Below are 21,561 nucleotides of genomic sequence, written 5' to 3'. Positions count from 1 at the left end.
AGCCTTGCACCGCAAAAGACGTTGCTTGAACCCACCCCCTCGCCTAGTTTCTAATGGCTTTTGCGGGGCGCCACGGCGTTTCGCGGCACGAGGGGGCGGCAGGACATCCTATGAAACATCTTGGCTCGATTTTCGCGGTGACATCCGGTCTGGTGATGATGGCACCGATGCCGGCGGCGGCACAGGACACCCAGGTCCTGACCACCGAGGATGACATCGGCGGCGTCTATGAGGGCACCTTTCGCGGTGGGCTGCAGCATGGCACCGGCACCTATCGGCTGCCCAACGGTTATGAATACACCGGCGACTGGGTCGATGGCGAGATCCGGGGCCAGGGCGTGGCGCGCTTTCCCAACGGCTCGGTCTACGAGGGCGCCTTTGCCAAGGGCAAGCCGAACGGGCTGGGCAAGATCACCTTTTCCGACGGCGGCACCTATGAGGGCGAGTGGTCCGACGGGGTGATCAACGGCCAAGGGGTCGCGGTCTATGCCAACGGCGTGCGCTACGAGGGCGGGTTCCGCAACGCCCAGCACGACGGGTTCGGCGTGATGACCAGCCCCGGCGGCTATGAATACCGGGGCGACTGGGTCGATGGCGAGAAGCAGGGCAAGGGCGTGATCACCTATCCCGACGGCGCGATCTATGACGGCGAGATCGCCGCCGGCCAGCGCCACGGCGAGGGCAAGCTGACGATGCCGGACGGGCTGACCTATGTCGGCACCTGGGCCGACGGGCAGATCAACGGCACCGGCACGCTGACCCAGCCCAACGGCGATGTCTACGAGGGCGAGCTGGTCGCCGGCCGGCGCGAAGGCACCGGCAAGGTGACTTATGCCAACGGCGATACCTACGCGGGCGAGTTTGCTGACGACCGCCGCCACGGTCAGGGCACCTTCACCGGCGCCGACGGCTATGTCTATACCGGCTCATGGGTGGCCGGGCAGATCGAGGGCCAGGGCCGCGTGACCTATCCCGACGGCTCGATCTACGAGGGGCAGTTCCGCGCCGACCTCGCCGATGGCGAAGGCAAGATCACCTATCCCGACGGCTCGACCTACGAAGGCGCGTGGCAGGCCGGGGTGATCGACGGCGAGGGCACCGCCACCTATGCCAACGGCATCGTCTACAAGGGGGCGTTCAAGAACGCCAAGAACGATGGCTACGGCGTGATGACCTATGCCGACGGCTATCGCTACGAGGGCGAGTGGAAGGACGGCCAGCGCCACGGTCAGGGCACTGCCACCTATGCCGACGGCTCGGTCTATTCCGGCCAGTTCGTCGATGGTCAGCGTCATGGCACCGGCGAAATCGTGATGGCCGACGGGTTCCGCTACAAGGGCGACTGGTCCGAGGGCGAGATCAGCGGTCAGGGCGTGGCCACCTATGCCAACGGCGATGTCTACGAGGGCACCTTCAAGAACGGCAAGCGGCAGGGTGAGGGCACCATGCGCTATGGCACCGGACAGGAGGCCAGCGGCCAGTGGGACAATGGCGCGCTGAAGGACGGTGGGTAAGGGTTCGCTTGCGTCACCGGTTTGGGGGAGCGCCGAAAAGCGGAGGGGCTGGCCGTGCCAACGATCTCCCGCGGGGATCAGACATGGGATGCGTGACCTTTCTGAGGTGAGGACGCAGCATTCGCCACGCATCTCCTATTCATCTGGCGAAACCGAGGTCGGGAACCTACCGGGATTCGAGGAACTGATGCGCTTCAAGAAGTGTTGTGGCGAGCCCGTCAAAAAAGCCCGGCACGCCAACATCTATCAGGCCCGAAGAAGCGTCTTCTTGTTTTGAATCGAGACTTTCAGCGGGATTCATATGAAAAAGGTCGGTCGGAGTGTCGAGTAGTTCCCGATAGCTCGCGCCTTTTCCGTGCTTGAGCACGTTGATCGCCAGATAATACTTGTGGACCCTATCGGCGAGGTCAGCTTGCCCGGAATTCAAAAGCGACGTTCTCAACTTTCGTGAAAACGGACCGCGTTTGAAGTGGTGCTGCATGCGCGCTTCGAACAGAGTGAAGATATCAACAGCGGCCAATTCAAGCGCGACATTCGCCGCGCGCAGGTCTTCAGCTTGAGCTTCCGAGCCGCTCTGCCCGTCGAGCCGCGCCCGCGCAAGCGAAAGTCTGTCTTCAATCACCTTTGCCTTGGCCCGTGCCGCCGCAATCAGGTCCGGCACACTCTGTGAGGTTTCCACCGTTCGCTCTCCTTCATGTCCCGGCCTTTCTTAAGCTAAGCGGCCAGGAATGATAGTGGCAGGAGCAATTCAGTGTGTCGCCACACAAATCCCTTCTCTTCAGCGGACTCTCAAGAGCGGAGAACCGCCGCGCTGCAAATGACCGTCAAGTCGGGCGCAAAGCTGACCTTCGCGCGGAGTCACGCCCGGCAGTTAAAGGAAAACCGTCCCCCTCAGCCCCGCCCGTCCTTCAGCTTGTTGATCTTCATGAACCGCATCATGAATTTCTCGTAGAACGGCTCGCTCACCCCACGGCGCACCTTGCGCATGAAATACCACTCGAAGGCCAGCTTGGCCCAGTGCACCCAGCGGCCCTGCGCCGCCCAGTTGACGTTGCGCGGCGGGTTCTGCGGCATTGCCAGAAAGGCGGCCCCGTCGTCGCCGAAATCGGCGAGGCACAGCGCGTTCCAGGTCGCCATCTCGCGCGGCTCACCGCCCTCGAGGATCTGCGCGATGTTGTGGGCGGTGGCGGTGACCATGGACTCGATCATGAACCCGGTCTTCGGCACGCCGGTGGGCACCGGGGTGGGTTCTTTCGGCGCTATGGCGATGCAGACGCCGATGCCGAAGATATTGGGATAGGCCGGGTTGCGCTGATGCTCGTCGACGATGACGAAGCCGCGCGGATTGACCAGCCCCTCGATCCCCATCACCGCCGGGATGCCGCGAAACGCCGGCAGCATCATCGCATAGCTGAAGGGGATTTCATGCGTCTTCTTCGGCTGGCCGTCTTCGTCGCATTCGGTGACGTGGATCTTGTCGGCCTCGAAACGATCGGTCTTGGCATTGGTGACCCAACGGATCGAGCGTTCGCGCATGATCGATTCCAACATGCCCTTGGTGTCGCCCACCCCGCCAAGGCCCAGGTGGCCGATATAGGGTTCCGGGGTGACAAAGGTCATCGGCACCTTGTCGCGAATCTTGCGGCGGCGCAGGTCGGTGTCGATGCTCATGACATATTCATAGGCCGGGCCAAAGCACGAGGCCCCCTGTACCGCGCCGACCACGATCGGGCCGGGGTTGGCGCAGAAGTCGTCCCACTTGTCGCCCGAGGCCGCCGCGTGTTCGATTTGACAGACCGAATGGGTATACTTCTCGGGGCCAAAGCCCTCGATCTCGTCAAAGGCCAGGTCGGGGCCGGTGGCAATCACCAGATAGTCATAGCTGACCTCGCGGCCACTTTGCAGGTGGATGGTATTCGCCTCGGGGTCCAGTTTCACCGCCCCGTCGCAGATGAATTCGATCCCCCGCCGTTCCATCACCGGGGCCAGGTCGATGGTGATCTGATCCTGCGTGCGCAAGCCGATCCCGGCCGACGGGTTGGACGGCGTGAACTGGAAATAGGGCTTGTTCGAGATCACGGTGACCGTGTCATCGCGACCCAACGCTTCCTTGAGTTCATAGGCCTGTATGGTGCCGCCGACACCGGCCCCCAGAACAACAACATGCGCCATATCTGTTTTTCCCTCTGAGTGGTGGCCCTGGCTCCTCCTCCACGGCCTTGATGACACGCACCGCGCAAAGCGGCCCACCCCTTCCCGCGTCGCCCGCATTGCCACCGCGTTTTCCGAGTGCTCGCGCAACCGAACCGGGAAAGATGTGGGTTACATTAACATATTCAAGAAACGATAGACCTGACATGGATCAAACCGCACACCTTGGCATACAATGCAGAATCCGCGCGCGTTGCCCTGTGCGCCCCTGCGCGACCGGCGCCGGGAAATCCGCGCAGCCGGGCTCATTTTGGGTTTTCATTTCCCGTCGTCCGGGTATAGATTGTGCCCCATGACCAGCCAGGCACATATCCCGACCGCCCCCGCGTTCTGCGGTGCGTCGCTGCGTGGCCTACTGATCCTAAGCCGCCTCTGAGCGTGCCATTCGGCGCGCCCGCTCAGAGGGGGACGCCTGCGCGCCATCGGCTTTAGGACAGATTTGGAAAGATACCGACATGACGAACGTACCGGAACAAGACCGCGTCTTGATCTTTGACACCACCTTGCGCGACGGCGAGCAAAGCCCCGGCGCCACCATGACCCACGACGAGAAGCTGGAGATCGCCGGCCTGCTCGACGAGATGGGCGTGGATATCATCGAGGCCGGGTTCCCGATCGCCTCCGAAGGTGATTTCAAGGCGGTAAGCGAGATCGCGGCAAACTCGAAAAACGCGGTGATCTGCGGGCTGGCCCGTGCCAGCGCGACCGATATCGACCGCTGCTGGGAGGCGGTGAAACACGCTGCCAAGCCGCGCATCCATACCTTTATCGGCACCTCGCCGCTGCACCGGGCCATCCCCAACCTGTCGATGGACGAGATGGCGCAGAAGATCCACGAGACCGTCAGCCACGCGCGCAACCTGTGCGACAACGTGCAATGGTCGCCGATGGATGCGACCCGGACCGAGTGGGATTATCTCTGCCGGGTGGTCGAAATCGCGATCAAGGCCGGCGCCACCACCATCAACGTGCCCGATACCGTCGGCTATACCGCACCGGAGGAAAGCGCCACGCTGATCCGGCGCCTGATCGAGACGGTGCCCGGCGCGGATGAGATCATCTTTGCCACCCATTGCCACAACGACCTCGGCATGGCGACGGCCAACGCGCTGGCCGCCGTGGCGGGTGGCGCGCGCCAGATCGAATGCACCGTCAACGGGCTGGGCGAACGGGCCGGCAACACCGCGCTGGAAGAGGTGGTGATGGCGCTCAAGGTGCGCCACGACATCCTGCCCTGGAGCACCGGGGTGGACAGCACCAAGATCATGCACATCTCGCGCCGGGTTTCGACCGTTTCGGGTTTCCCGGTCCAGTTCAACAAGGCGATCGTCGGCAAGAACGCCTTTGCCCATGAGTCGGGCATCCACCAGGACGGCATGCTCAAGAACGCCGAGACCTTCGAGATCATGCGCCCCGAGGACGTGGGCCTGACCGCCTCGAACCTGGTGATGGGCAAGCATTCGGGCCGCGCCGCGCTGCGCGACAAGCTCAAGCAGCTGGGCCACGAGGTTGGCGACAACCAGCTCAAGGACATCTTCGTGCGGTTCAAGGAATTGGCCGACCGCAAGAAAGAGGTCTATGACGAAGACATCGTCGCGCTGGTCGGCACCACCGCGGACCAGGCCGGCGACCGGCTGCAGATCGTGTCGCTCAAGGTGCTCTGCGGCACCGGCGGCCCGGCCGAGGCGACGCTGGAGATGGAGATCGACGGCAAGGAGGTGATCGCGACCGAACACGGCGACGGCCCGGTCGATGCCACCTTCAAGGCGGTGCGCACGCTCTATCCCAACCAGGCACGGCTGCAGCTTTACCAGGTGCACGCGGTGACCGAGGGCACCGATGCCCAGGCCACGGTGAGCGTGCGGCTGGAAGAGGACGGCGTGATCGCGACCGGTCAGTCGGCCGATACCGATACCGTCGTGGCCAGCGCCAAGGCCTATGTCAACGCGCTGAACCGGCTGCTGGTGCGGCGCGAAAAGGCCGGCCCGGGCGCCGACGCGCGCGAAGTCTCGTACAAGGACGTGAGCTGATCCCATCGTCTCCGGCGCGCCGACGCGTGCCGGGGACACCCCTTTACAGGCGGAAAGGCGCTGCACCCTCCGAAATCCGCCCTTTCGCCGCTGCCTGCAGCATCCTATAAGGCTGTGGTCCACCCCTTCGGGGAGTCGCGGACCAATGCGCAGTACTCTACAGGATCGCACATATATGTCGGTGTTCGGAAATCTCGGCGGCTTGTTCTCTTCGGACATGGCCATTGACCTCGGTACGGCGAATACACTGGTCTACGTCAAGGGACGCGGGGTCATCCTGTCGGAGCCCTCGGTGGTGGCCTATCATGTCAAGGACGGCGTCAAGAAGGTGCTGGCCGTGGGCGAGGACGCCAAGCTGATGCTGGGCCGGACGCCGGGCAGCATCGAGGCGATCCGCCCGATGCGCGAAGGGGTGATCGCCGATTTCGACACCGCAGAGGAAATGATCAAGCATTTCATCCGCAAGGTGCACAAGCGCTCGACCTTCTCCAAGCCCAAGATCATCGTCTGCGTGCCGCACGGCGCCACCCCGGTGGAAAAACGCGCCATTCGCCAGTCGGTGCTGTCCGCTGGCGCCCGCCGCGCCGGGCTGATCGCCGAACCCATCGCCGCTGCCATCGGCGCCGGCATGCCGATCACCGATCCCACCGGCTCGATGGTGGTGGATATCGGCGGCGGCACCACCGAGGTGGCGGTGCTGAGCCTGGGCGATATCGTTTATGCCCGCTCGGTCCGGGTGGGCGGCGACCGCATGGACGAGGCGATCATCGCCTATCTGCGCCGGCAACAGAACCTCCTGGTCGGCGAAAGCACGGCAGAGCGGATCAAGACCTCGATCGGCACCGCCCGGATGCCCGATGACGGGCGCGGCACCTCGATGCAGATCCGGGGCCGCGACCTTCTGAACGGGGTGCCGAAGGAAATCGAGGTCAGCCAGGCCCAGATCGCCGAGGCGCTGGCCGAACCGGTACAGCAGATCTGCGAGGCGGTGATGACCGCGCTGGAAACCACGCCGCCGGACCTGGCCGCCGACATCGTCGACCGGGGCGTCATGCTGACCGGAGGCGGCGCGCTGCTGGGCGATCTCGATCTGGCGCTGCGCGAACAGACCGGGCTTGCGGTCTCGATCGCCGACGAGAGCCTCAACTGCGTGGCGCTCGGCACCGGCAAGGCGCTGGAATACGAAAAGCAGCTGCGCCACGCGATTGACTACGACAGCTAGGGCGCACTCCCTTTTGTCGGCCGTCCGGTACGGCCGCGGCATGTGACGGAAGGATGCCATTGGCCAAGGACCGCTCACAGCGCGACGATTACACCACTCCCCTGCGCCGGCTGGTGCTCGGGATCATCGCCCTGTGCCTGCTTGGCATTTTCCTGGTCTGGCGCATCGACAGCCCGCGAGTCGAACGGTTCCGCGCCCAGGTGGTCGACAGCGTGGTGCCCTCTATGGACTGGGCGATGGCCCCGGTCACCGGCACCATCAACCTGTTCCGCGATTTCCAGAGCTACCGGCGGCTCGCCGACCAGAACCGCGAGCTGCGCCGAGAGTTGCGCCAGATGAAGGCCTGGAAAGAGGCGGCCTTGCAGCTTGAACAGGAAAACGCGCGTCTGCTGGACCTCAACAACGTGCGGCTGGATCCCCGCCTGACCTATATCACCGGCGTGGTGCTGGCCGACAGCGGCTCGCCGTTCCGGCAATCGGTGCTGCTCAACGTCGGGGCACGCGACGGCATTCGAGACGGCTGGGCGGCGATGGACGGGATCGGCCTTGTCGGGCGGATCTCGGGCACCGGCGACAACACCGCGCGGGTGATCCTGCTGACCGACGCCTCCAGCTCGGTGCCGGCCATCATCCAGCCCTCGGGGCAATCCGCGCTGGTGACCGGCAACAACACCGCCGCGCCGCTGATCGATTTTCTCGAGAACCCCGACCTGGTCCGGCCGGGCGACCGGGTGACCACCACCGGCGATGGCGGGGTGTTCCCGGCCGGCCTGCTGATCGGCCAGGTCGCAGCCGACCCCTCGGGCCGGCTGCGGGTGCGGCTGGCGGCGGACTATGAACGGCTGGAGTTCCTGCGCGTTCTGCGCCACCACGGCGCCGAGACCGTCACCGACCCCGGCAAGCTGGTGCAGCCTCTGACCCGGCAACAAGAAACCACCGCCAACACGGAGACCGGCAGCGATGGGTAACCTGTCTCCCTCTCGCCTGTGGCTGATGCGCGCCGCCTTCCTCGGGCTGGCGCTCCTGATCATGTTCTTTCACCTGATCCCGCTGGACACCCTGCCGCGACGCTGGGCCCCGCCCGACCTGCTGATCGCCTTCGCCTTTGCATGGAGCCTGCGACGCCCCGATTTCGCCCCGGCGCCAAGCATCGCGGCGGTCATGCTGATGGCCGATCTGCTGTTCCTGCGCCCACCGGGGCTGATGGCGCTGCTGGTGGTGCTGGGCAGCGAATACCTCAAGACCCGCGCCAGCGGCCTGCGCGAGGCCAGCTTCGCGGGCGAGTGGCTGGCGGTCTGCCTGTCGCTGCTGGCGATCACCGTACTCAACCGGCTGACGCTGGCGCTGCTGGCGGTCGAACAGGCGCAACTCAGCCTGAGCCTGTTCCAGATGGTGATGACCATGATCGCCTACCCGCTGGTGGTCCTGGTCACCCAGTCGCTGATGGGCGTTCGCAAGCCCGCCCCCAGCGACACCGACGCGATGGGAGGCTGGGCATGAGGCGCAATCCCCGCGAACTGTTGCAACTGAACCGGGTCTCCAACCGCCGCGCGGTGCTGCTGGGGGGGCTGCAACTCGCCTTTGCCGGCGGGCTGGCGTTGCGGATGCGCTATCTCCAGGTCGAGCAGGCCGACCAGTTCCGCCTGCTGGCCGAGGAGAACCGCGTCAACATCCGCCTGATCCCGCCCGCCCGCGGCGAGATCTTCGACCGCAACGGCAACGTGCTGGCGCAGAACGTGCAAAGCTATCGCATCGTGATCGTGCGCGAGGACGCCGGCGACGTCGAGGCCGTGCTCGACCGGCTGACCCGGCTGATCCCGCTCGACGCCGAAGATCTCGAGCGCGCCCGAACCGAGATGCGCCGCAGCCCGCCCTTCCTGCCGGTCACCCTGGCCGACCGGATCGGCTGGGACGACATCTCCAAGGTGGCGGTGAATGCCCCCGCCCTGCCCGGCATCACCCCCGAGGTCGGCCTGACCCGCGTCTATCCGCGCGGCCCCGATTTTGCCCATGTGGTCGGCTATGTCGGCCCGGTCTCGGATTATGACCTGAGCAAGATCGAGGATCCCGAACCGGTGCTGCGCATCCCGCGCTTCCAGATCGGCAAGGTCGGGCTCGAGGCCAAGCGCGAGGGGATGCTGCGCGGTAAGGCCGGCGCCAAGCGGGTCGAGGTCAACGCCACCGGCCGCGTCATGCGCGAGCTGGACCGCCGCGAGGGACAGCCGGGCGCCGACCTGCAACTGAGCGTCGATGCCGAGCTTCAGGGCTACGTGCAGGCCCGGCTGGGCAACGAGAGCGCCAGCGCCGTGGTGATCGATTGCGAAACCGGCGATCTGCGCGCGATCTCTTCCTCGCCCAGCTTCGATCCCAACCTGTTCGTACGCGGCATCTCGGTGGCCGATTACCGCGCGCTGACCGACGATCTGCACCGCCCGCTGGCATCGAAATCGGTACAGGGGGTCTACCCCCCCGGTTCGACCTTCAAGATGATCACCGCCATGGCGGCGCTGGAAGAGGGGCTGATCGGCCCCGAGGAAACCGTCTGGTGCCCCGGCTACCTGGAGGTCTCGGGCCGCCGGTTCCACTGCTGGCGCCGGGGCGGCCATGGGCATGTGAACCTCGCGGACTCGCTCAAGCATAGCTGCGACGTCTACTACTATGACCTGGCGCTCAAGGTCGGGATCGACAAGATCTCGGCCATGGCGCAGCGGTTCGGCCTCGGCGTCCGCCATGACGTGCCGATGTCGGCGGTGGCCGCCGGGCTGACCCCCAACCGGGCGTGGAAGAAGCGCGTGCATGGCACCGAGTGGCTGATCGGCGACACCGCCAACGCCGCGATCGGTCAGGGCTTCATGCTGGCCTCGCCGATGCAACTGGCGGTGATGGTCGCGCGGATCGCCACCGGGCGGGCGATCACCCCGCGGCTGGTCAAATCCATCGACGGGATCGAACAGCCCAGCGGCGCGGGCGAACCGCTGGGGGTGAACGAAAACAACCTGCGCACCCTGCGCAAGGCGATGTTCGAGGTCTCGAACGACCGGCGCGGCACCGCCTATCGCAGCCGCATCATCGAGGATGCCTTTCGCATGGCCGGCAAGACCGGCACCAGCCAGGTGCGCAACATCACCGCCGCCGAGCGCGCCGCCGGCGTGACCCGCAACGCGGATCTGCCATGGAACCGGCGCGACCATGCGCTGTTCGTGTGCTTCGCCCCCTTTGACAAGCCGAAATATGCCGTCTCGGTGGTCGTCGAACACGGTGGCGGCGGCTCCACCGTGGCGGCGCCGGTGGCCCGCGACGTGATGCTGCAGGCCCTCTACGGCGGCACCCCGCCCCTGACCGCCTACCCGTCCAAGGACCGCAACCGGATCAAGGCCCAGCAGGAGCGGCTGCACCGCGAGCGGCTGCGCGCGGAACAGGAACAGAGCGGACGCGCATGAGTTACCTCGAGTCCAAGGTCAAATCCACGCCCGCGGGCCTGCACAAGGTGCTCTACCTGAACTGGCCGCTGACCGTGCTGCTGGTCTCGGTCGCGGGTGTCGGCGCGCTGATGCTCTACTCGGTCGCCGGCGGCTCGTTCACGCCCTGGGCCGAACCGCAGATCAAGCGGTTCGCCCTCGGCCTTGCAGTGATGATCTCGGTCGCCATGGTGCCGATCTGGTTCTGGCGCAACATGGCCGCGCTGGCCTATGGGTTGTCGCTGCTGCTGCTTCTCGGGGTCGAACTGTTCGGCACGGTCGGGATGGGCGCGCAGCGCTGGATCGACCTGGGGTTCATGCGGCTGCAGCCCTCGGAGCTGACCAAGATCACGCTGGTGATGATGCTCGCCGCCTATTACGACTGGCTGCCCGCAGCGCGCACCTCGCGCCCGCTATGGGTGTTGCTGCCGCTGCTGTTCATCCTGGTTCCGACAGCGATGGTGCTGCGCCAGCCCGACCTGGGCACCGCGATCCTGATGCTGGCGGCGGGCGGCGCGGTAATGTTTCTGGCCGGGGTGCACTGGGCCTATTTCGCCGCCGTGATCGCGGTCGGCGTCGGGATGGTCAGCGCGGTGTTCCAGTCGCGCGGCACCCCCTGGCAACTGCTGAAAGACTACCAGTACCGGCGCATCGACACCTTCCTCGACCCGGGCAGTGACCCGCTCGGCGCCGGGTACCACATCACCCAGTCCAAGATCGCGCTGGGCTCGGGCGGCTGGGCCGGGCGCGGCTTCATGCAGGGAACGCAATCGCGGCTCAACTTCCTGCCCGAGAAACACACCGACTTCATCTTCACCACCCTGGCCGAGGAATTCGGCTTTGTCGGCGGCATATCCCTGCTGACGCTCTACGCCCTGATCATCCTGTTCTGCATTTCCTCGGCACTGGCTTCGCGCGACCGGTTCTCGTCGCTGGTCACGCTCGGCATCGCCTTTACCTTCTTCCTGTTCTTCGCCGTCAACATGTCGATGGTGATGGGGCTGGCGCCGGTGGTGGGCGTGCCGCTGCCGATGGTCAGCTATGGCGGCTCGGCCATGCTGGTGCTGATGGCCGCCTTCGGCATCGTGCAGAGCGCCCATATCCACCGCCCCCGCTGATACCGGAGACCTCATGACCGCAACCCTTCTCTTCGCCTCGAAAACCGAACGCTGGACCACCTACGAGGCTCCGCTGCGCCACGCGCTGGGCGCGCTGGGCGTGAAGTACCGGCTGGGCACCGATTTCCCGCCCGAAGAGGTCGATTACATCATCTACGCCCCCAACAGCGGGATTGTCGATTTCACCCCCTTCACCCGTCTCAAGGCGGTGCTGAACCTCTGGGCCGGGGTCGAGGCGGTGGTGGGCAACCCCACGCTGCAGGTGCCGCTGGCGCGCATGGTCGATTTCGGGCTGACCCAGGGCATGACCGAATGGGTGGTGGGCCACACCCTGCGCCATCACCTCGGGATGGACACCCATATCCTCAACCAGGACGGCGCCTGGCGCAAGACCGCGCCGCCACTGGCGCGCGACCGGAGGATCGGCCTGCTGGGGCTGGGCGCGCTCGGCATCGCGGCGGGCACCACGCTGGCGCGGCTGGGCTTTCCGGTCACCGGCTGGAGCCGCAGCGAGAAATCGGCCGAGGGGATCACCTGTCGGCACGGCGAGGCGGGGCTGCGCGAGACCCTGGCGCAGGCCGACATCCTGATCCTGCTGCTGCCCGACACCCCCGCCACGCGCGACGTGCTGGATGCCGACGCCATCGCCCGGATGCCGCGGGGCGCCGTCGTCATCAACCCCGGGCGCGGCCCGCTGATCGTGGACGACGCGCTGATCGCCGCGCTCGACAGCGGCCAGCTCGGGCACGCCACGCTGGACGTGTTCCGTACCGAACCGCTGCCGCCGGAGCATCCGTTCTGGGCCCACCCCAAGGTCACCGTCACCCCGCATATCGCCTCGGAAACCCGGCCTGACACCGCCGCTGAGGTGATCGCCGAGAACGTACGCCGTGGCGAGGTCGGCGAACCCCTGCTGCATTTGGTGGACCGCGACCTGGGCTACTGACGCGCCTGACCCCGCGTCGGGATATGAGTATTTGGAAAGAGAAGAAGCGGCCGTCCCTTCTTCTCTTTTCTAAAATACTCTCGCCGAAGGCTTGCGGCGCAGGTGCGATCAGGCCGCCAGGCCGCGCCCCTTGAGCAGTGCCTCGACCCCCGGCAACCTTCCCCGGAACGCGGTATAAAGCGCCTCAGGCTCCTGCGATCCGCCGGCAGACAGGATGTGCCGTTCCAGCGCTTGGGCACGGTCGGGATCAAAGGCACCGCCGGCCTCTTCAAAAGCGGCGAAGGCATCGGCGTCCATCACCTCGGACCACATGTAGCTGTAATAACCGGAACTGTAGCCGTCGCCGGAGAACACATGGGCGAATTGCGGCGTCGCGTGGCGCATGCCGATGGCATGGGGCATGCCGATCTCGGCCAGAACCTCGGCCTGTTTCGCCATCGGATCGGCGGGCGCGGCGCCCTCGTGAAAGGCGAGATCGACCAGCGCCGAGGCGACGTATTCCACGGTCTGGAACCCCATGTCGAAGTTCGCCGCCTTCAGCAGCTTGTCGCGCATCGCCTCGGGCATCGGCGCGCCGGTTTCCACGTGGGTGGCAAATTCGGCCAGCACTTCGGGGACTTCAAGCCAGTGTTCGTACAATTGGCTGGGCAGTTCGACGAAGTCACGCGCCACCGAGGTGCCCGAGATGCTCTCGTAGGTCACATCCGACAACAACTGGTGCAGCGCATGGCCGAACTCATGGAACAGCGTGCGCGCATCGTCATAGGACAGCAGCGCCGGATCGCCCTTGGCGAAGTTGCACACGTTGATCACCACCGGCGCCTGCGGTTCGGGGAACCGGGCCTGGCCGCGCATGGCGCTGCACCAGGCGCCCGAGCGTTTCGAGCCGCGGGCGAAATAGTCGCCGATGAAGACGCCGACGTGTTTGCCGTCGCGTGTCACCTCCCACGCCCGGCAATCGGGGTGATAGAGCGCCACGTCCAGCGGCGCGAACTCCAGCCCGAACAGCCGGTGCGCACAGGAAAACACCGCCTCGATCATCCGGTCAAGCTGCAGGTAGGGTTTCAGCGCCGCCTCATCCAGATCATGCTCTGCCTTGCGCCGTTTCTCCGCGTAGTAGCGCCAGTCCCAGGGCTCCAGGTCGCCGTTGACGCCGTCCTCCTGCATCATCGCGGTCAGCACCTTGGCGTCCGCCTCGGCCTGTGCCTTGGCCGGCTCCCAGACCTGCATCAACAGGTCCTTGACCGCCCCCGGTGTCTTGGCCATCTCGGTTTCCAGCTTGTAGGCGGCGAAACTGTCATAGCCCAATAGCTTTGCCCGCTCCTCGCGCAGGGCCAGGATCTCGGCGGCGATGGCGCGGTTGTCGGTCTCGCCCCCATTCGCGCCGCGCGCGGCCCAGGCGCGCCAGGCTTTCTCGCGCAGGTCGCGGCGGGGAGAGAATTGCAGGAACGGCACGATCAGCGACCGGGACAGGGTGACGATCGGGCCATCCGCGCCCTGGTCTTCACCGGCGGTGCGGGCGGCGCGGATGACGAAATCGGGCAGCCCCTCGAGGTCTGCCTCGGACAGCGGCATGGTCCAGTCGCGCTCATCGGCCAGCAGGTTCTGGGTAAAGGCGGTGCCCAGCGTCGCCAGCCGCGCCTTGATCTGTTTCATCCGCTCGGCCGCCTCGCCCCTCAGCGCGGCGCCGGCGCGAACAAATCCGCGATGGGTGAGCATCAACACGCGGGTCTGTTCGGGGGTCAGTCCCAGCGCGTTGCGCCGCGCCCAGAGGTCCGCCACCCGGGCGAACAGCGCCGTGTTCGCGGAAATCTCGGAGTAATGGGCGGCCAGCCTGGGCGAGAAGTCCCGCTGCAATTCCTGTCGCTCGGGATTGCTGTCCGCGCCCGCCACGGTGAAGAATACCGAAAGCACCTTGTCCAGCGCCTTGCCCGCGGCCTCCAGCGCCTCGATGGTATTGGCGAACGTCGGCGGTTCGGGATTTTGCGTGATCGCCGCGATCTCGTCGCGGTGGGCGGCCAGCGCGAGATCCAGCGCGGGGGCGAAATCCTCGTCGGAAATGGCATCGAAAGGGGCAATCTGGAACGGGGTGTCCCAGTCGGACAGGATCGGGTTGCTCATCAAGGTCTCCTTTGTCTTGGCAAGCTATGCTCTCGCGCGGCAATGTCCAGAGCGTCCCGCGGTCGCCCCCCCTTCGGGACAAGTACACCGGGAGGCCCTGACCGCGTGCTACCGTGATCGGTGCATGACTTGGTGCGCAGGATCGGGCAGGATCACCGCACCGTCCTCGGTCACCGGAGCACCGCCATGCCTGACGCCTCTGCCATTGCCACGTTCACGCCCACCGATCCGCTCTATCCCCATCAACGCCATTTGGCCGCGCTGAACGGGCTGGAAACCGTCTGGGGTGAATACACGGGTTCGGGGGTCATCGTCGGCGTCTATGACACATCGGTCGATTTCCACCACCAGGACCTGGCGGGAAAGCAGATCCCGGGGCTATTCCCGCTGTTCCGGGGAGAGCGCTATGCCATCGACCCAGACCCGTCCCAGACCCATGGCACCGGTGTCGCCGGGCTGACCGCGGCGTCGGCCGATGGTGAGGGCGCGGTCGGTGTTGCCTTTGACGCCAGCCTGGTGTCGGTGGGGCTTCAGGAATGGTGGAACACGAAGAAAAACCCGCTCGCCAAGGCCCTGTTCGAGACGTTGCAGCATGTCGACGTGTCGAACAACAGTTGGGGCGGGCTGCCGAGATACGCGCAGGGCGACCCGGTGACAAGCAGCCCCCTGGTCGCGGCCGCCTATCAGGAGGCCGCCGTATCCGGCCGCTACGGGCTGGGCACGATCCTGGTGAAGGCCGCCGGCAATGAATCCACGACCGCGCAGGCCGAGTATTACAACACGCTGCGCGAATTCATCCTGGTCGGCGCGACTTCGCATTCCGGGGTTGTGCTGGGCTATTCCAACCGTGGCGCCAACCTTTTGGTGACCGCGCCGGTCGGGATGGGCGTCAAGACCGGCACCATCACCACCAACAACACCCATGACGTCGATTGGGGCGATCCCTACGGGCTGACCAACCGGCTATTGCCCGGGATTGGCGATCTGGTCGACGATCCAACCGATTACATGTTCTTCGACGGCACCTCGGCGGCGACGCCGATGATCTCGGGGGTGGTGGCGCTGATGCTGGAGGCCAACCCCGACCTGGGCTGGCGCGACGTGCAGGAAATCCTGTCGCTGTCGGCGCAGCAGACCGGCCGCGACATGGACAGCCCGCGCGAACGCTTCGCCTGGCAGACCAACGGCGATACCCATTGGAACGGCGGCGGGCGGCACATCAGCAACGACTATGGCTATGGCGAGGTCGATCCGCTGGCCGCCGTGCGCATGGCCGAGGTCTGGAGCCTGTTCGGCGACGCCGCGACCTCGGCCAACGAGGAACAGGTGACAAACGGTCCCACCCCCGCCGTCGTGCATGACGTTCCCGGCGACGGCACCGCGCTGGAGCTGGCCACGGTGATCGAGGCCGAGGACGGGTTCGACATCGAAACCGTCGAGGTGAGCGTGCATATCCAGGCCGACCGGATCCATGACCTGCAACTCACCCTGGTGTCACCCGACGGGACCGAGATCGCCCTGACCGATACCGAACGCTCCTTCCATACGGTCGGCAATATCGCCAAGGACGGGCTGAGCTGGACCTTCCTCGTGCAGCACCTGCGCGGCGAGGACGCGACCGGCAGCTGGACGCTGCGGGCAGAGGATACCGTGGACAACGACAAATCCGTCCAACTGTCCAGGTTTTCGGTCATCGCCCATGGCACGACGCCGGGCCGCAACGATGTCTATACCTTCACGGATGAGGGTTTTGACCTGCTCGACAGCGATCCGGCCCGGGGCGAGATCACCGATCCGCGCGGCAGTGCCGACTGGCTCAACCTCGCGGCGGTCTCCGGCGACCTCGCGGTGAACCTGTCCCGCAGTGGCGGCATCGGCGACGGTGACAGCACGTTGTTTTCCTTTGGCCCCGGCACGAGGATCGAGCACGCGGTATCCGGCGATGGCAGTGACTGGCTGGGCGGCAACGCCACCGACAACATCCTGATCGGCAACCGTGGCGACGACAGGCTCTCGGGGCGGCGCGGAGACGACGATCTGTTCGGCGGCGAAGGGGATGACGTGGTCCGGGGCGGGCGCGGCCGCGACGTGATCGTGGGCGGCGAAGGCGACGACACCCTGTGGGGCGGGCGCGGGCGCGATGTCTTCGTGTTCGAAACCGGCGCCGGCACGGACGTGATCCGCGACTTCGATATCGAGAAGGACGCCCTCGAGATCGCCTTTCTGGACGGTTCCCCGTTCCTGCTCGATGCCCGGGATGACGGCGCCGACCTCGTGATCGGCTTCTTGGATTTCGAGATCCGGCTGACCGACCTGGCCGGCACCAGCGAATACGACCTGACCTGGCTGAGCTGAGCGAAGGCGACCGGGGCGCACCCGCCCCACCCGGAGTCAGGCCACGACGCCACCGCAGACCGGGCAATCGGCGCGCCGCTTCAGCCCGATCCGGCGCGTTTCTCCATAGAGCGCGTCATAGATCAGCATCTGGCCGCGCAACGGGGCGCCGGCACCCGCGATCACCTTGACCACCTCGACCGCCATCATCGACCCCACCACGCCGGGAAGCGGCGCGATCACCCCGGCCTCGGCGCAGGAGGGGGCAAGGCCCGGCGCCGGCGCCTCGGGGAAAATGCACTGATAACAGGGCGCGTCATGGGCGGGATCGAAGACGCTCACCTGCCCCTCCCATTGCGCCAAGGCGCCGGAGATCAGTGGCTTGCCCTGTGCCACCGCCACCCGGTTGGCAAGGTAGCGGGTCTCGAAATTGTCGGTGCCATCCAGGATCAGGTCATACTCGGCGAAGAGATCGGCGGCGATCTCTTCCTCCAGACGGCGGTGATAGGGCCGGACGACAACAAAGGGGTTCAGCGCCTTGAGCGCCACCTCGGCCGAGAACACCTTGGGCATGCCGATCCGCGCCTCGGTATGGATCACCTGCCGTTGCAGGTTGGAGCCGTCGACCGTGTCATTGTCGATCACCCCGATGGTGCCGACCCCGGCGGCGGCGAGGTAAAGCAGCGCGGGCGAGCCAAGGCCGCCGGCCCCGATCACCAGGACCCGGGCCTGTTTCAGACGCTTCTGCCCCGGCCCGCCCAATTCGCGCAGCACGATGTGACGGGCATAGCGGTTGAGTTCGGTCTCGGAGAAGGTGCCGGCGGGTTTCGCCGGCTCGGCGGCGTCCTCCTTGGCGCCTGCCCGGCGCTTCAACACCTGCACGCCGCGGCCATAGACCAGCGCGATCAGGGCGGCCCCGCCCAGCAACAGCCACAGCGCCGGCGACTCCCCGGTGGCCAGCCGCAGCGGATGCCGGTCCGGCAGCACAAGGTGCAGCGCCAGCACCGCGAGATACAGCATCCCGATCATCGTCCAGCGCAGCCGGTGCGGCAGCCCAGCCGCCCAGCCGATCCCCCAGAGACCGGCGACAAGCGCCAGAACCAACAGCATCAGCGCTGCCCCGTCGAGCCGAAGCCGCCGGCGCCGCGCGCGGTGTCGGACAGGTCCTCGGCCAGATCGAACCGCGCCTGCACCACCGGGGCCACGACCATCTGCGCGATGCGGTCCCCATGGGCGATGCGAAACGGCGCGTCCCCCGCGTTCATCACGATCACACCCAGCGGCCCGCGATAGTCGCTGTCGATGGTGCCGGGGCTGTTGGGCAGGGTGATCCCGTGTTTCAGCGCCAGCCCCGAGCGCGGCCGGATCTGCACCTCGTAGCCATCCGGGATCTCGATCCTCAGCCCGGTGGGCACCAGCGCCCGCGCGCCGGGGTCCAGCTCGATCTCGCCCCGGTCGGGCAGGTTGGCGCGCAGGTCGGCCCCCGCCGCCCCCGGCGTTTCATAGCCGGGCAGCGGGATGTCCCTGTCCGCCTCGGCCTCGTGGATCACCCGGATTGCAACCATTGGCGATGGCCCCTTGTCCTGTTCTGGTTCCTGTCCGCGCCGCCCGGCCTAACCGTCCAGCGCCGCCGCGATGCGCCGCGCCAGCCGGTCGGCGACCTCGGCCTTGCCCATGCGCGGCCATTCCTCATGCCCTTCGTCCGAGATCAGGACCACGGCGTTTTCCGCCCCGCCCATGATGCCGGTCGCCGGGCTCACGTCATTGGCGACGATCCAGTCGCAGCCCTTGCGCGCCCGCTTGGCGGTGGCGTTGTCGATCACGTCGTCGGTCTCGGCGGCGAAGCCCACCACGAGGCGCGGCCGCCCTTCAGGCATCCGCGACACGGTCTTGAGGATGTCGGGGTTCTCGGCGAACGCCAGGCTGGGCATCCCGTCGCGGCTTTTCTTCAACTTGCGATCCGAGGCAGAGGCGACGCGCCAGTCGGCCACCGCCGCCGCGAAGACACCCGCGTCGACCGGAAGCGCGCCCTCGACCGCCTCCAGCATCTGCTGCGCGGTTTCCACCGCCACCACCTCGACCCCCGGCGGCGGCGGCACATCCGCCGGGCCGGTGACAAAGACCACCTGTGCCCCGAGGCCCGCCAGTGCCCTTGCGATCGCCGTGCCCTGCGCGCCGGAGGAGCGGTTGGCGATATAGCGCACCGGGTCGATCGGCTCATGCGTGGGGCCGGAGGTGACGAGGATACGCTTGCCCGCCAGCGGCCCGCCCGAGAGCTTGGCCTCGACCGCCGCGACAATCTCGGCCGGTTCGGCCATGCGGCCCGGGCCAAACTCGCCACAGGCCATGCCGCCTTCGTTCGGGCCGATGAACCCGATCCCGTCCTGCTCCAGTTGCGCCCGGTTGCGCTGGGTCGCCGGATGCTCCCACATGCGGACATTCATCGCCGGGGCGACCATGACCGGGGTATCGGTCGCCAGAAGCAGCGTCGAAGCCAGGTCTTCGGCCAGCCCCGCCGCCATCTTGGCCATCAGGTCGGCCGTGGCCGGGGCCACCACGATCAGATCGGCGCTGCGCGACAAGTTTATATGGCCCATCTCGGCCTCGTCGGTCAGGTCGAACAGGTCGGTATAGACCTTGTGCCCGGCCAGCGCCGAAACCGAAAGCGGCGTGACGAATTGCGCCCCGGCCCGGGTCAGCACCGGGGTCACCCGCGCGCCGCGATCCTGCAACCGGCGGATCAGTTCCAGCGATTTATAGGCGGCGATCCCGCCCCCGATGATCAGCAAAATGCGCTTTTCGGCCAGCATCCCCTGTCTCCCCTCTCGTGCCGGTCGTGCCGGCCGCGACCCGACCCTAGGCAAGCGCGACCCGATCCGCCAGAGCCGATTGCCCGCTCAGTCCGGTTTGGAAAAACCGGCACAGGGATCGGGGCGTTCCGTGGCTGGCCCATCCACCACCGCGTCAAACGTCCCCGAGACCTGCCCCGCCTCGGACTGGCCCAGCGCGAACACCGCCACCTCCGGTGCCGCGCGGCGCAGGTAGACCGGAACGCCGCGATCTGCGCGGGCATGGCCGTTGCCGGTAATCACCACCACCGGGCCGCCGGTCTGCTCCAACGCGTGCAGCGCCGCGCGGGCCAGCCCGGCGTCGCGCAGCCGCTGGATCTCGACCATCATCGGCAACATCTCCTGCGGCAGGGCATCGCAATGGGCGGCAAGTTGATCGGCCTCGCGCGCAGCCTGCTCTGCCGCCGGCAGCGGATCGGCCAGACCGTAGCGCGCCGCGTCCGCGCCAAACGCCGCCACGGCGCCGGTCTCCATCACCCCGCGCGCCCTGCTGCGCGGCACCAGCGCCCCGACCTGCGCCGCCCCCGGCGCCGCCCGGAACACCGGCAGGTACATCTCCAGCGGTGGCCAGCCGGAGGTGTCCCAATCGGTCACCTCGGCCAGGGCCGCCGGATCGGCGATGATCTGTGGCGTCAGCTTTGCCGCCACCTCCGCCGTCAGCATCTCCCAGACCACCGCGCGGGGGGCCAGCGCCGCCACCGCCGCCGCCTGCACCCGGTGATGCGCGGGATTGTCATGCACCTCGCCCAGGATCACCACCTGCGTAGCGCGCATCCTCTCCACCAGCGCATCGGAAAGAGAAACCGCCCCGGCAGGGGCGGCACAGGCGATGAGCATCATGCCCAGGGCGATCAGCAGTCGTGTCATGCGAGGAAGTTTTGCACTTCCTTCGACTGGGCCTCAAGGCTCTTGCGCATCTTCTGGAACGCCGCCGCTTCAAGCTGTCGCACCCGCTCCTTGGACAGGCCGAGCTCCTGGCCCAGGCTTTCCAGCGTGCGCGGATCTTCGCGGACCTTGCGTTCCAGCACGATCAACCGTTCGCGCGGCTTGAGTTCCTGCATCGCCGTCACCAACCATTCGCGCAACTGCGCGATGTCATGGCTGTCCTCGACCAGTTCCGCGCTCTGCGCGCTGTCATCTTCCAGCGTGTCGATCCATTCGCGACCCTCCTCCTCGGCGGATTGCACCGCGTTGAGCGAGAAATCACCGCCCGAAAGCCGACCCTCCATCATCTCGACATCGCGCAGGGGCACGCCGACCTCGGTCGCGATCATCTGGTGCAACTGGTGGCGGTCCAGCCTCTGGCCTTGGGCCGAGGCCTCGCGCTCCAGCTTGGCCTGGACCCGGCGCATGTTGAAGAACAGCGATTTCTGGCTGCTGGTGCTGCCGGTGCGCACCATCGACCAGTTGCGCATCACATGGTCCTGGATGCTGGCCTTGATCCACCACACCGCGTAGGTGGAAAACCGCACGCCGCGATCCGGATCGAACTTGTCGGCGGCCTTCATCAGGCCCAGCCCCGCCTCCTGGATCAGGTCGTTCATCGGCGCGCCATAGCGCTTGAACTTGGCCGCCATCGAGATCGCCAGACGCATGTAGGCGGTGATCAGGCGGTGCAGCGCGGCCTCGTCGCGATCGTCGCGCCAGGCATAGGCCAGTTTCAATTCCGTCTCGGCATCCAGCAACTCGGCCTTCATGGCCCGTCGGGACAACGTCATGTCGTGTATCGAATCAAGTGCCATGTCTTCCCCCTCAAAT

General features: G+C 66.6%; 17 protein-coding genes. 9 read left to right on the top strand and 8 right to left on the bottom strand.

All coding sequences use genetic code 11. The annotated features are described in order from the left end of the window. Positions 1 to 110: 110 nt before the first annotated feature. Complete coding sequence (locus tag ABWV23_RS11180; RefSeq protein ID WP_502901647.1) at positions 111 to 1,514, top strand: MORN repeat-containing protein; 1,404 nt, start codon at positions 111 to 113, stop codon at positions 1,512 to 1,514. A 166-nt stretch (positions 1,515 to 1,680) separates the two neighbouring features. Here ABWV23_RS11180 and ABWV23_RS11175 read toward each other — a convergent pair whose 3' ends face one another. Together ABWV23_RS11175 and ABWV23_RS11170 are read right to left on the bottom strand one after the other, a co-directional pair. Further along, positions 1,681 to 2,193, bottom strand: coding sequence for a hypothetical protein (locus ABWV23_RS11175; protein WP_353347689.1), 513 nt, complete (start codon positions 2,191 to 2,193; stop codon positions 1,681 to 1,683). A 212-nt stretch (positions 2,194 to 2,405) separates the two neighbouring features. Beyond that, positions 2,406 to 3,686, bottom strand: coding sequence for an NAD(P)/FAD-dependent oxidoreductase (locus ABWV23_RS11170; protein WP_353347687.1), 1,281 nt, complete (start codon positions 3,684 to 3,686; stop codon positions 2,406 to 2,408). A 494-nt stretch (positions 3,687 to 4,180) separates the two neighbouring features. Here ABWV23_RS11170 and ABWV23_RS11165 point away from each other — a divergent pair, with 494 nt between their 5' ends. The 7 genes from ABWV23_RS11165 to ABWV23_RS11135 all read left to right on the top strand — a co-directional run bounded on the left by ABWV23_RS11165 (position 4,181) and on the right by ABWV23_RS11135 (position 12,499). Continuing rightward, positions 4,181 to 5,755, top strand: coding sequence for a 2-isopropylmalate synthase (locus ABWV23_RS11165; RefSeq protein ID WP_353347685.1), 1,575 nt, complete (start codon positions 4,181 to 4,183; stop codon positions 5,753 to 5,755). Between the two features lie 175 nt (positions 5,756 to 5,930). Next, the gene (locus ABWV23_RS11160; protein WP_353347683.1) at positions 5,931 to 6,977 is read left to right on the top strand and encodes a rod shape-determining protein; all 1,047 of its coding nucleotides are present in this window, start codon (positions 5,931 to 5,933) and stop codon (positions 6,975 to 6,977) included. Between the two features lie 59 nt (positions 6,978 to 7,036). Beyond that, on the top strand, positions 7,037 to 7,945 hold the full coding sequence (mreC, locus tag ABWV23_RS11155; RefSeq protein WP_353347768.1) for a rod shape-determining protein MreC: 909 nt from the start codon (positions 7,037 to 7,039) through the stop codon (positions 7,943 to 7,945). After that, a complete protein-coding gene (locus tag ABWV23_RS11150) occupies positions 7,938 to 8,477 on the top strand; it encodes a rod shape-determining protein MreD (protein WP_353347681.1) in 540 nt (179 codons plus the stop codon). Before mreC ends, ABWV23_RS11150 begins: the two co-directional genes overlap by 8 nt. After that, positions 8,474 to 10,417, top strand: coding sequence for a penicillin-binding protein 2 (gene mrdA, locus ABWV23_RS11145; protein WP_353347679.1), 1,944 nt, complete (start codon positions 8,474 to 8,476; stop codon positions 10,415 to 10,417). The genes ABWV23_RS11150 and mrdA overlap by 4 nt, the downstream gene beginning before the upstream one ends. After that, positions 10,414 to 11,553, top strand: coding sequence for a rod shape-determining protein RodA (rodA, locus tag ABWV23_RS11140; protein ID WP_353347677.1), 1,140 nt, complete (start codon positions 10,414 to 10,416; stop codon positions 11,551 to 11,553). Before mrdA ends, rodA begins: the two co-directional genes overlap by 4 nt. A gap of 13 nt (positions 11,554 to 11,566) precedes the next feature. Continuing rightward, on the top strand, positions 11,567 to 12,499 hold the full coding sequence (locus ABWV23_RS11135; protein ID WP_353347675.1) for a 2-hydroxyacid dehydrogenase: 933 nt from the start codon (positions 11,567 to 11,569) through the stop codon (positions 12,497 to 12,499). A gap of 108 nt (positions 12,500 to 12,607) precedes the next feature. On the opposite strand, the gene ABWV23_RS11130 is transcribed toward ABWV23_RS11135, so the two are convergent. Continuing rightward, the gene (locus ABWV23_RS11130) at positions 12,608 to 14,620 is read right to left on the bottom strand and encodes a M3 family metallopeptidase (protein WP_353347673.1); all 2,013 of its coding nucleotides are present in this window, start codon (positions 14,618 to 14,620) and stop codon (positions 12,608 to 12,610) included. A gap of 186 nt (positions 14,621 to 14,806) precedes the next feature. Between ABWV23_RS11130 and ABWV23_RS11125 the strand changes: the two genes are divergently transcribed. Continuing rightward, positions 14,807 to 16,975 (top strand): S8 family serine peptidase, encoded by a 2,169-nt coding sequence (locus ABWV23_RS11125; RefSeq protein ID WP_353347671.1) that lies wholly within the window; start codon positions 14,807 to 14,809, stop codon positions 16,973 to 16,975. Between the two features lie 36 nt (positions 16,976 to 17,011). Here ABWV23_RS11125 and ABWV23_RS11120 read toward each other — a convergent pair whose 3' ends face one another. From ABWV23_RS11120 to ABWV23_RS11100, 5 genes are all read right to left on the bottom strand, one after another. Further along, positions 17,012 to 18,064 carry a HesA/MoeB/ThiF family protein gene (locus ABWV23_RS11120; RefSeq protein ID WP_353347669.1) on the bottom strand — a complete coding sequence of 351 codons (1,053 nt, stop codon included), beginning with the start codon at positions 18,062 to 18,064 and terminating at the stop codon, positions 17,012 to 17,014. Continuing rightward, the gene (gene dut, locus ABWV23_RS11115) at positions 18,064 to 18,519 is read right to left on the bottom strand and encodes a dUTP diphosphatase (protein WP_353347667.1); all 456 of its coding nucleotides are present in this window, start codon (positions 18,517 to 18,519) and stop codon (positions 18,064 to 18,066) included. Before dut ends, ABWV23_RS11120 begins: the two co-directional genes overlap by 1 nt. A 48-nt stretch (positions 18,520 to 18,567) precedes the next feature. Further along, a complete protein-coding gene (coaBC, locus tag ABWV23_RS11110) occupies positions 18,568 to 19,764 on the bottom strand; it encodes a bifunctional phosphopantothenoylcysteine decarboxylase/phosphopantothenate--cysteine ligase CoaBC (protein WP_353347665.1) in 1,197 nt (398 codons plus the stop codon). A gap of 87 nt (positions 19,765 to 19,851) precedes the next feature. Then, entirely contained in the window at positions 19,852 to 20,670 is an 819-nt protein-coding gene (locus tag ABWV23_RS11105; protein WP_353347663.1) for a ChaN family lipoprotein, read from the bottom strand. Continuing rightward, entirely contained in the window at positions 20,667 to 21,545 is an 879-nt protein-coding gene (locus ABWV23_RS11100) for an RNA polymerase factor sigma-32 (protein ID WP_353347661.1), read from the bottom strand. The genes ABWV23_RS11105 and ABWV23_RS11100 overlap by 4 nt, the downstream gene beginning before the upstream one ends. Positions 21,546 to 21,561 lie beyond the last annotated feature (16 nt).

Source organism: Aquicoccus sp. SU-CL01552 (assembly GCF_040365005.1).
GTDB lineage: Bacteria > Pseudomonadota > Alphaproteobacteria > Rhodobacterales > Rhodobacteraceae > Antarcticimicrobium.
Note: the sequence above shows the minus strand (reverse complement) of the source record. Positions and strands in the feature narration are given on the sequence as shown.

What these genes read in the sequence shown, in the direction of transcription:
- ABWV23_RS11180 (WP_502901647.1), top strand. Translation starts at nt 111, where the DNA reads ATGAAACATCTTGGCTCGATTTTCGCGGTGACATCCGGTCTGGTGATG.
- ABWV23_RS11170 (WP_353347687.1), bottom strand. Translation starts at nt 3,686, where the DNA reads ATGGCGCATGTTGTTGTTCTGGGGGCCGGTGTCGGCGGCACCATACAG.
- ABWV23_RS11165 (WP_353347685.1), top strand. Translation starts at nt 4,181, where the DNA reads ATGACGAACGTACCGGAACAAGACCGCGTCTTGATCTTTGACACCACC.
- ABWV23_RS11160 (WP_353347683.1), top strand. Translation starts at nt 5,931, where the DNA reads ATGTCGGTGTTCGGAAATCTCGGCGGCTTGTTCTCTTCGGACATGGCC.
- ABWV23_RS11150 (WP_353347681.1), top strand. Translation starts at nt 7,938, where the DNA reads ATGGGTAACCTGTCTCCCTCTCGCCTGTGGCTGATGCGCGCCGCCTTC.
- mrdA (WP_353347679.1), top strand. Translation starts at nt 8,474, where the DNA reads ATGAGGCGCAATCCCCGCGAACTGTTGCAACTGAACCGGGTCTCCAAC.
- rodA (WP_353347677.1), top strand. Translation starts at nt 10,414, where the DNA reads ATGAGTTACCTCGAGTCCAAGGTCAAATCCACGCCCGCGGGCCTGCAC.
- ABWV23_RS11135 (WP_353347675.1), top strand. Translation starts at nt 11,567, where the DNA reads ATGACCGCAACCCTTCTCTTCGCCTCGAAAACCGAACGCTGGACCACC.
- ABWV23_RS11130 (WP_353347673.1), bottom strand. Translation starts at nt 14,620, where the DNA reads ATGAGCAACCCGATCCTGTCCGACTGGGACACCCCGTTCCAGATTGCC.
- ABWV23_RS11125 (WP_353347671.1), top strand. Translation starts at nt 14,807, where the DNA reads ATGCCTGACGCCTCTGCCATTGCCACGTTCACGCCCACCGATCCGCTC.
- ABWV23_RS11120 (WP_353347669.1), bottom strand. Translation starts at nt 18,064, where the DNA reads ATGCTGTTGGTTCTGGCGCTTGTCGCCGGTCTCTGGGGGATCGGCTGG.
- dut (WP_353347667.1), bottom strand. Translation starts at nt 18,519, where the DNA reads ATGGTTGCAATCCGGGTGATCCACGAGGCCGAGGCGGACAGGGACATC.
- coaBC (WP_353347665.1), bottom strand. Translation starts at nt 19,764, where the DNA reads ATGCTGGCCGAAAAGCGCATTTTGCTGATCATCGGGGGCGGGATCGCC.
- ABWV23_RS11105 (WP_353347663.1), bottom strand. Translation starts at nt 20,670, where the DNA reads ATGACACGACTGCTGATCGCCCTGGGCATGATGCTCATCGCCTGTGCC.
- ABWV23_RS11100 (WP_353347661.1), bottom strand. Translation starts at nt 21,545, where the DNA reads ATGGCACTTGATTCGATACACGACATGACGTTGTCCCGACGGGCCATG.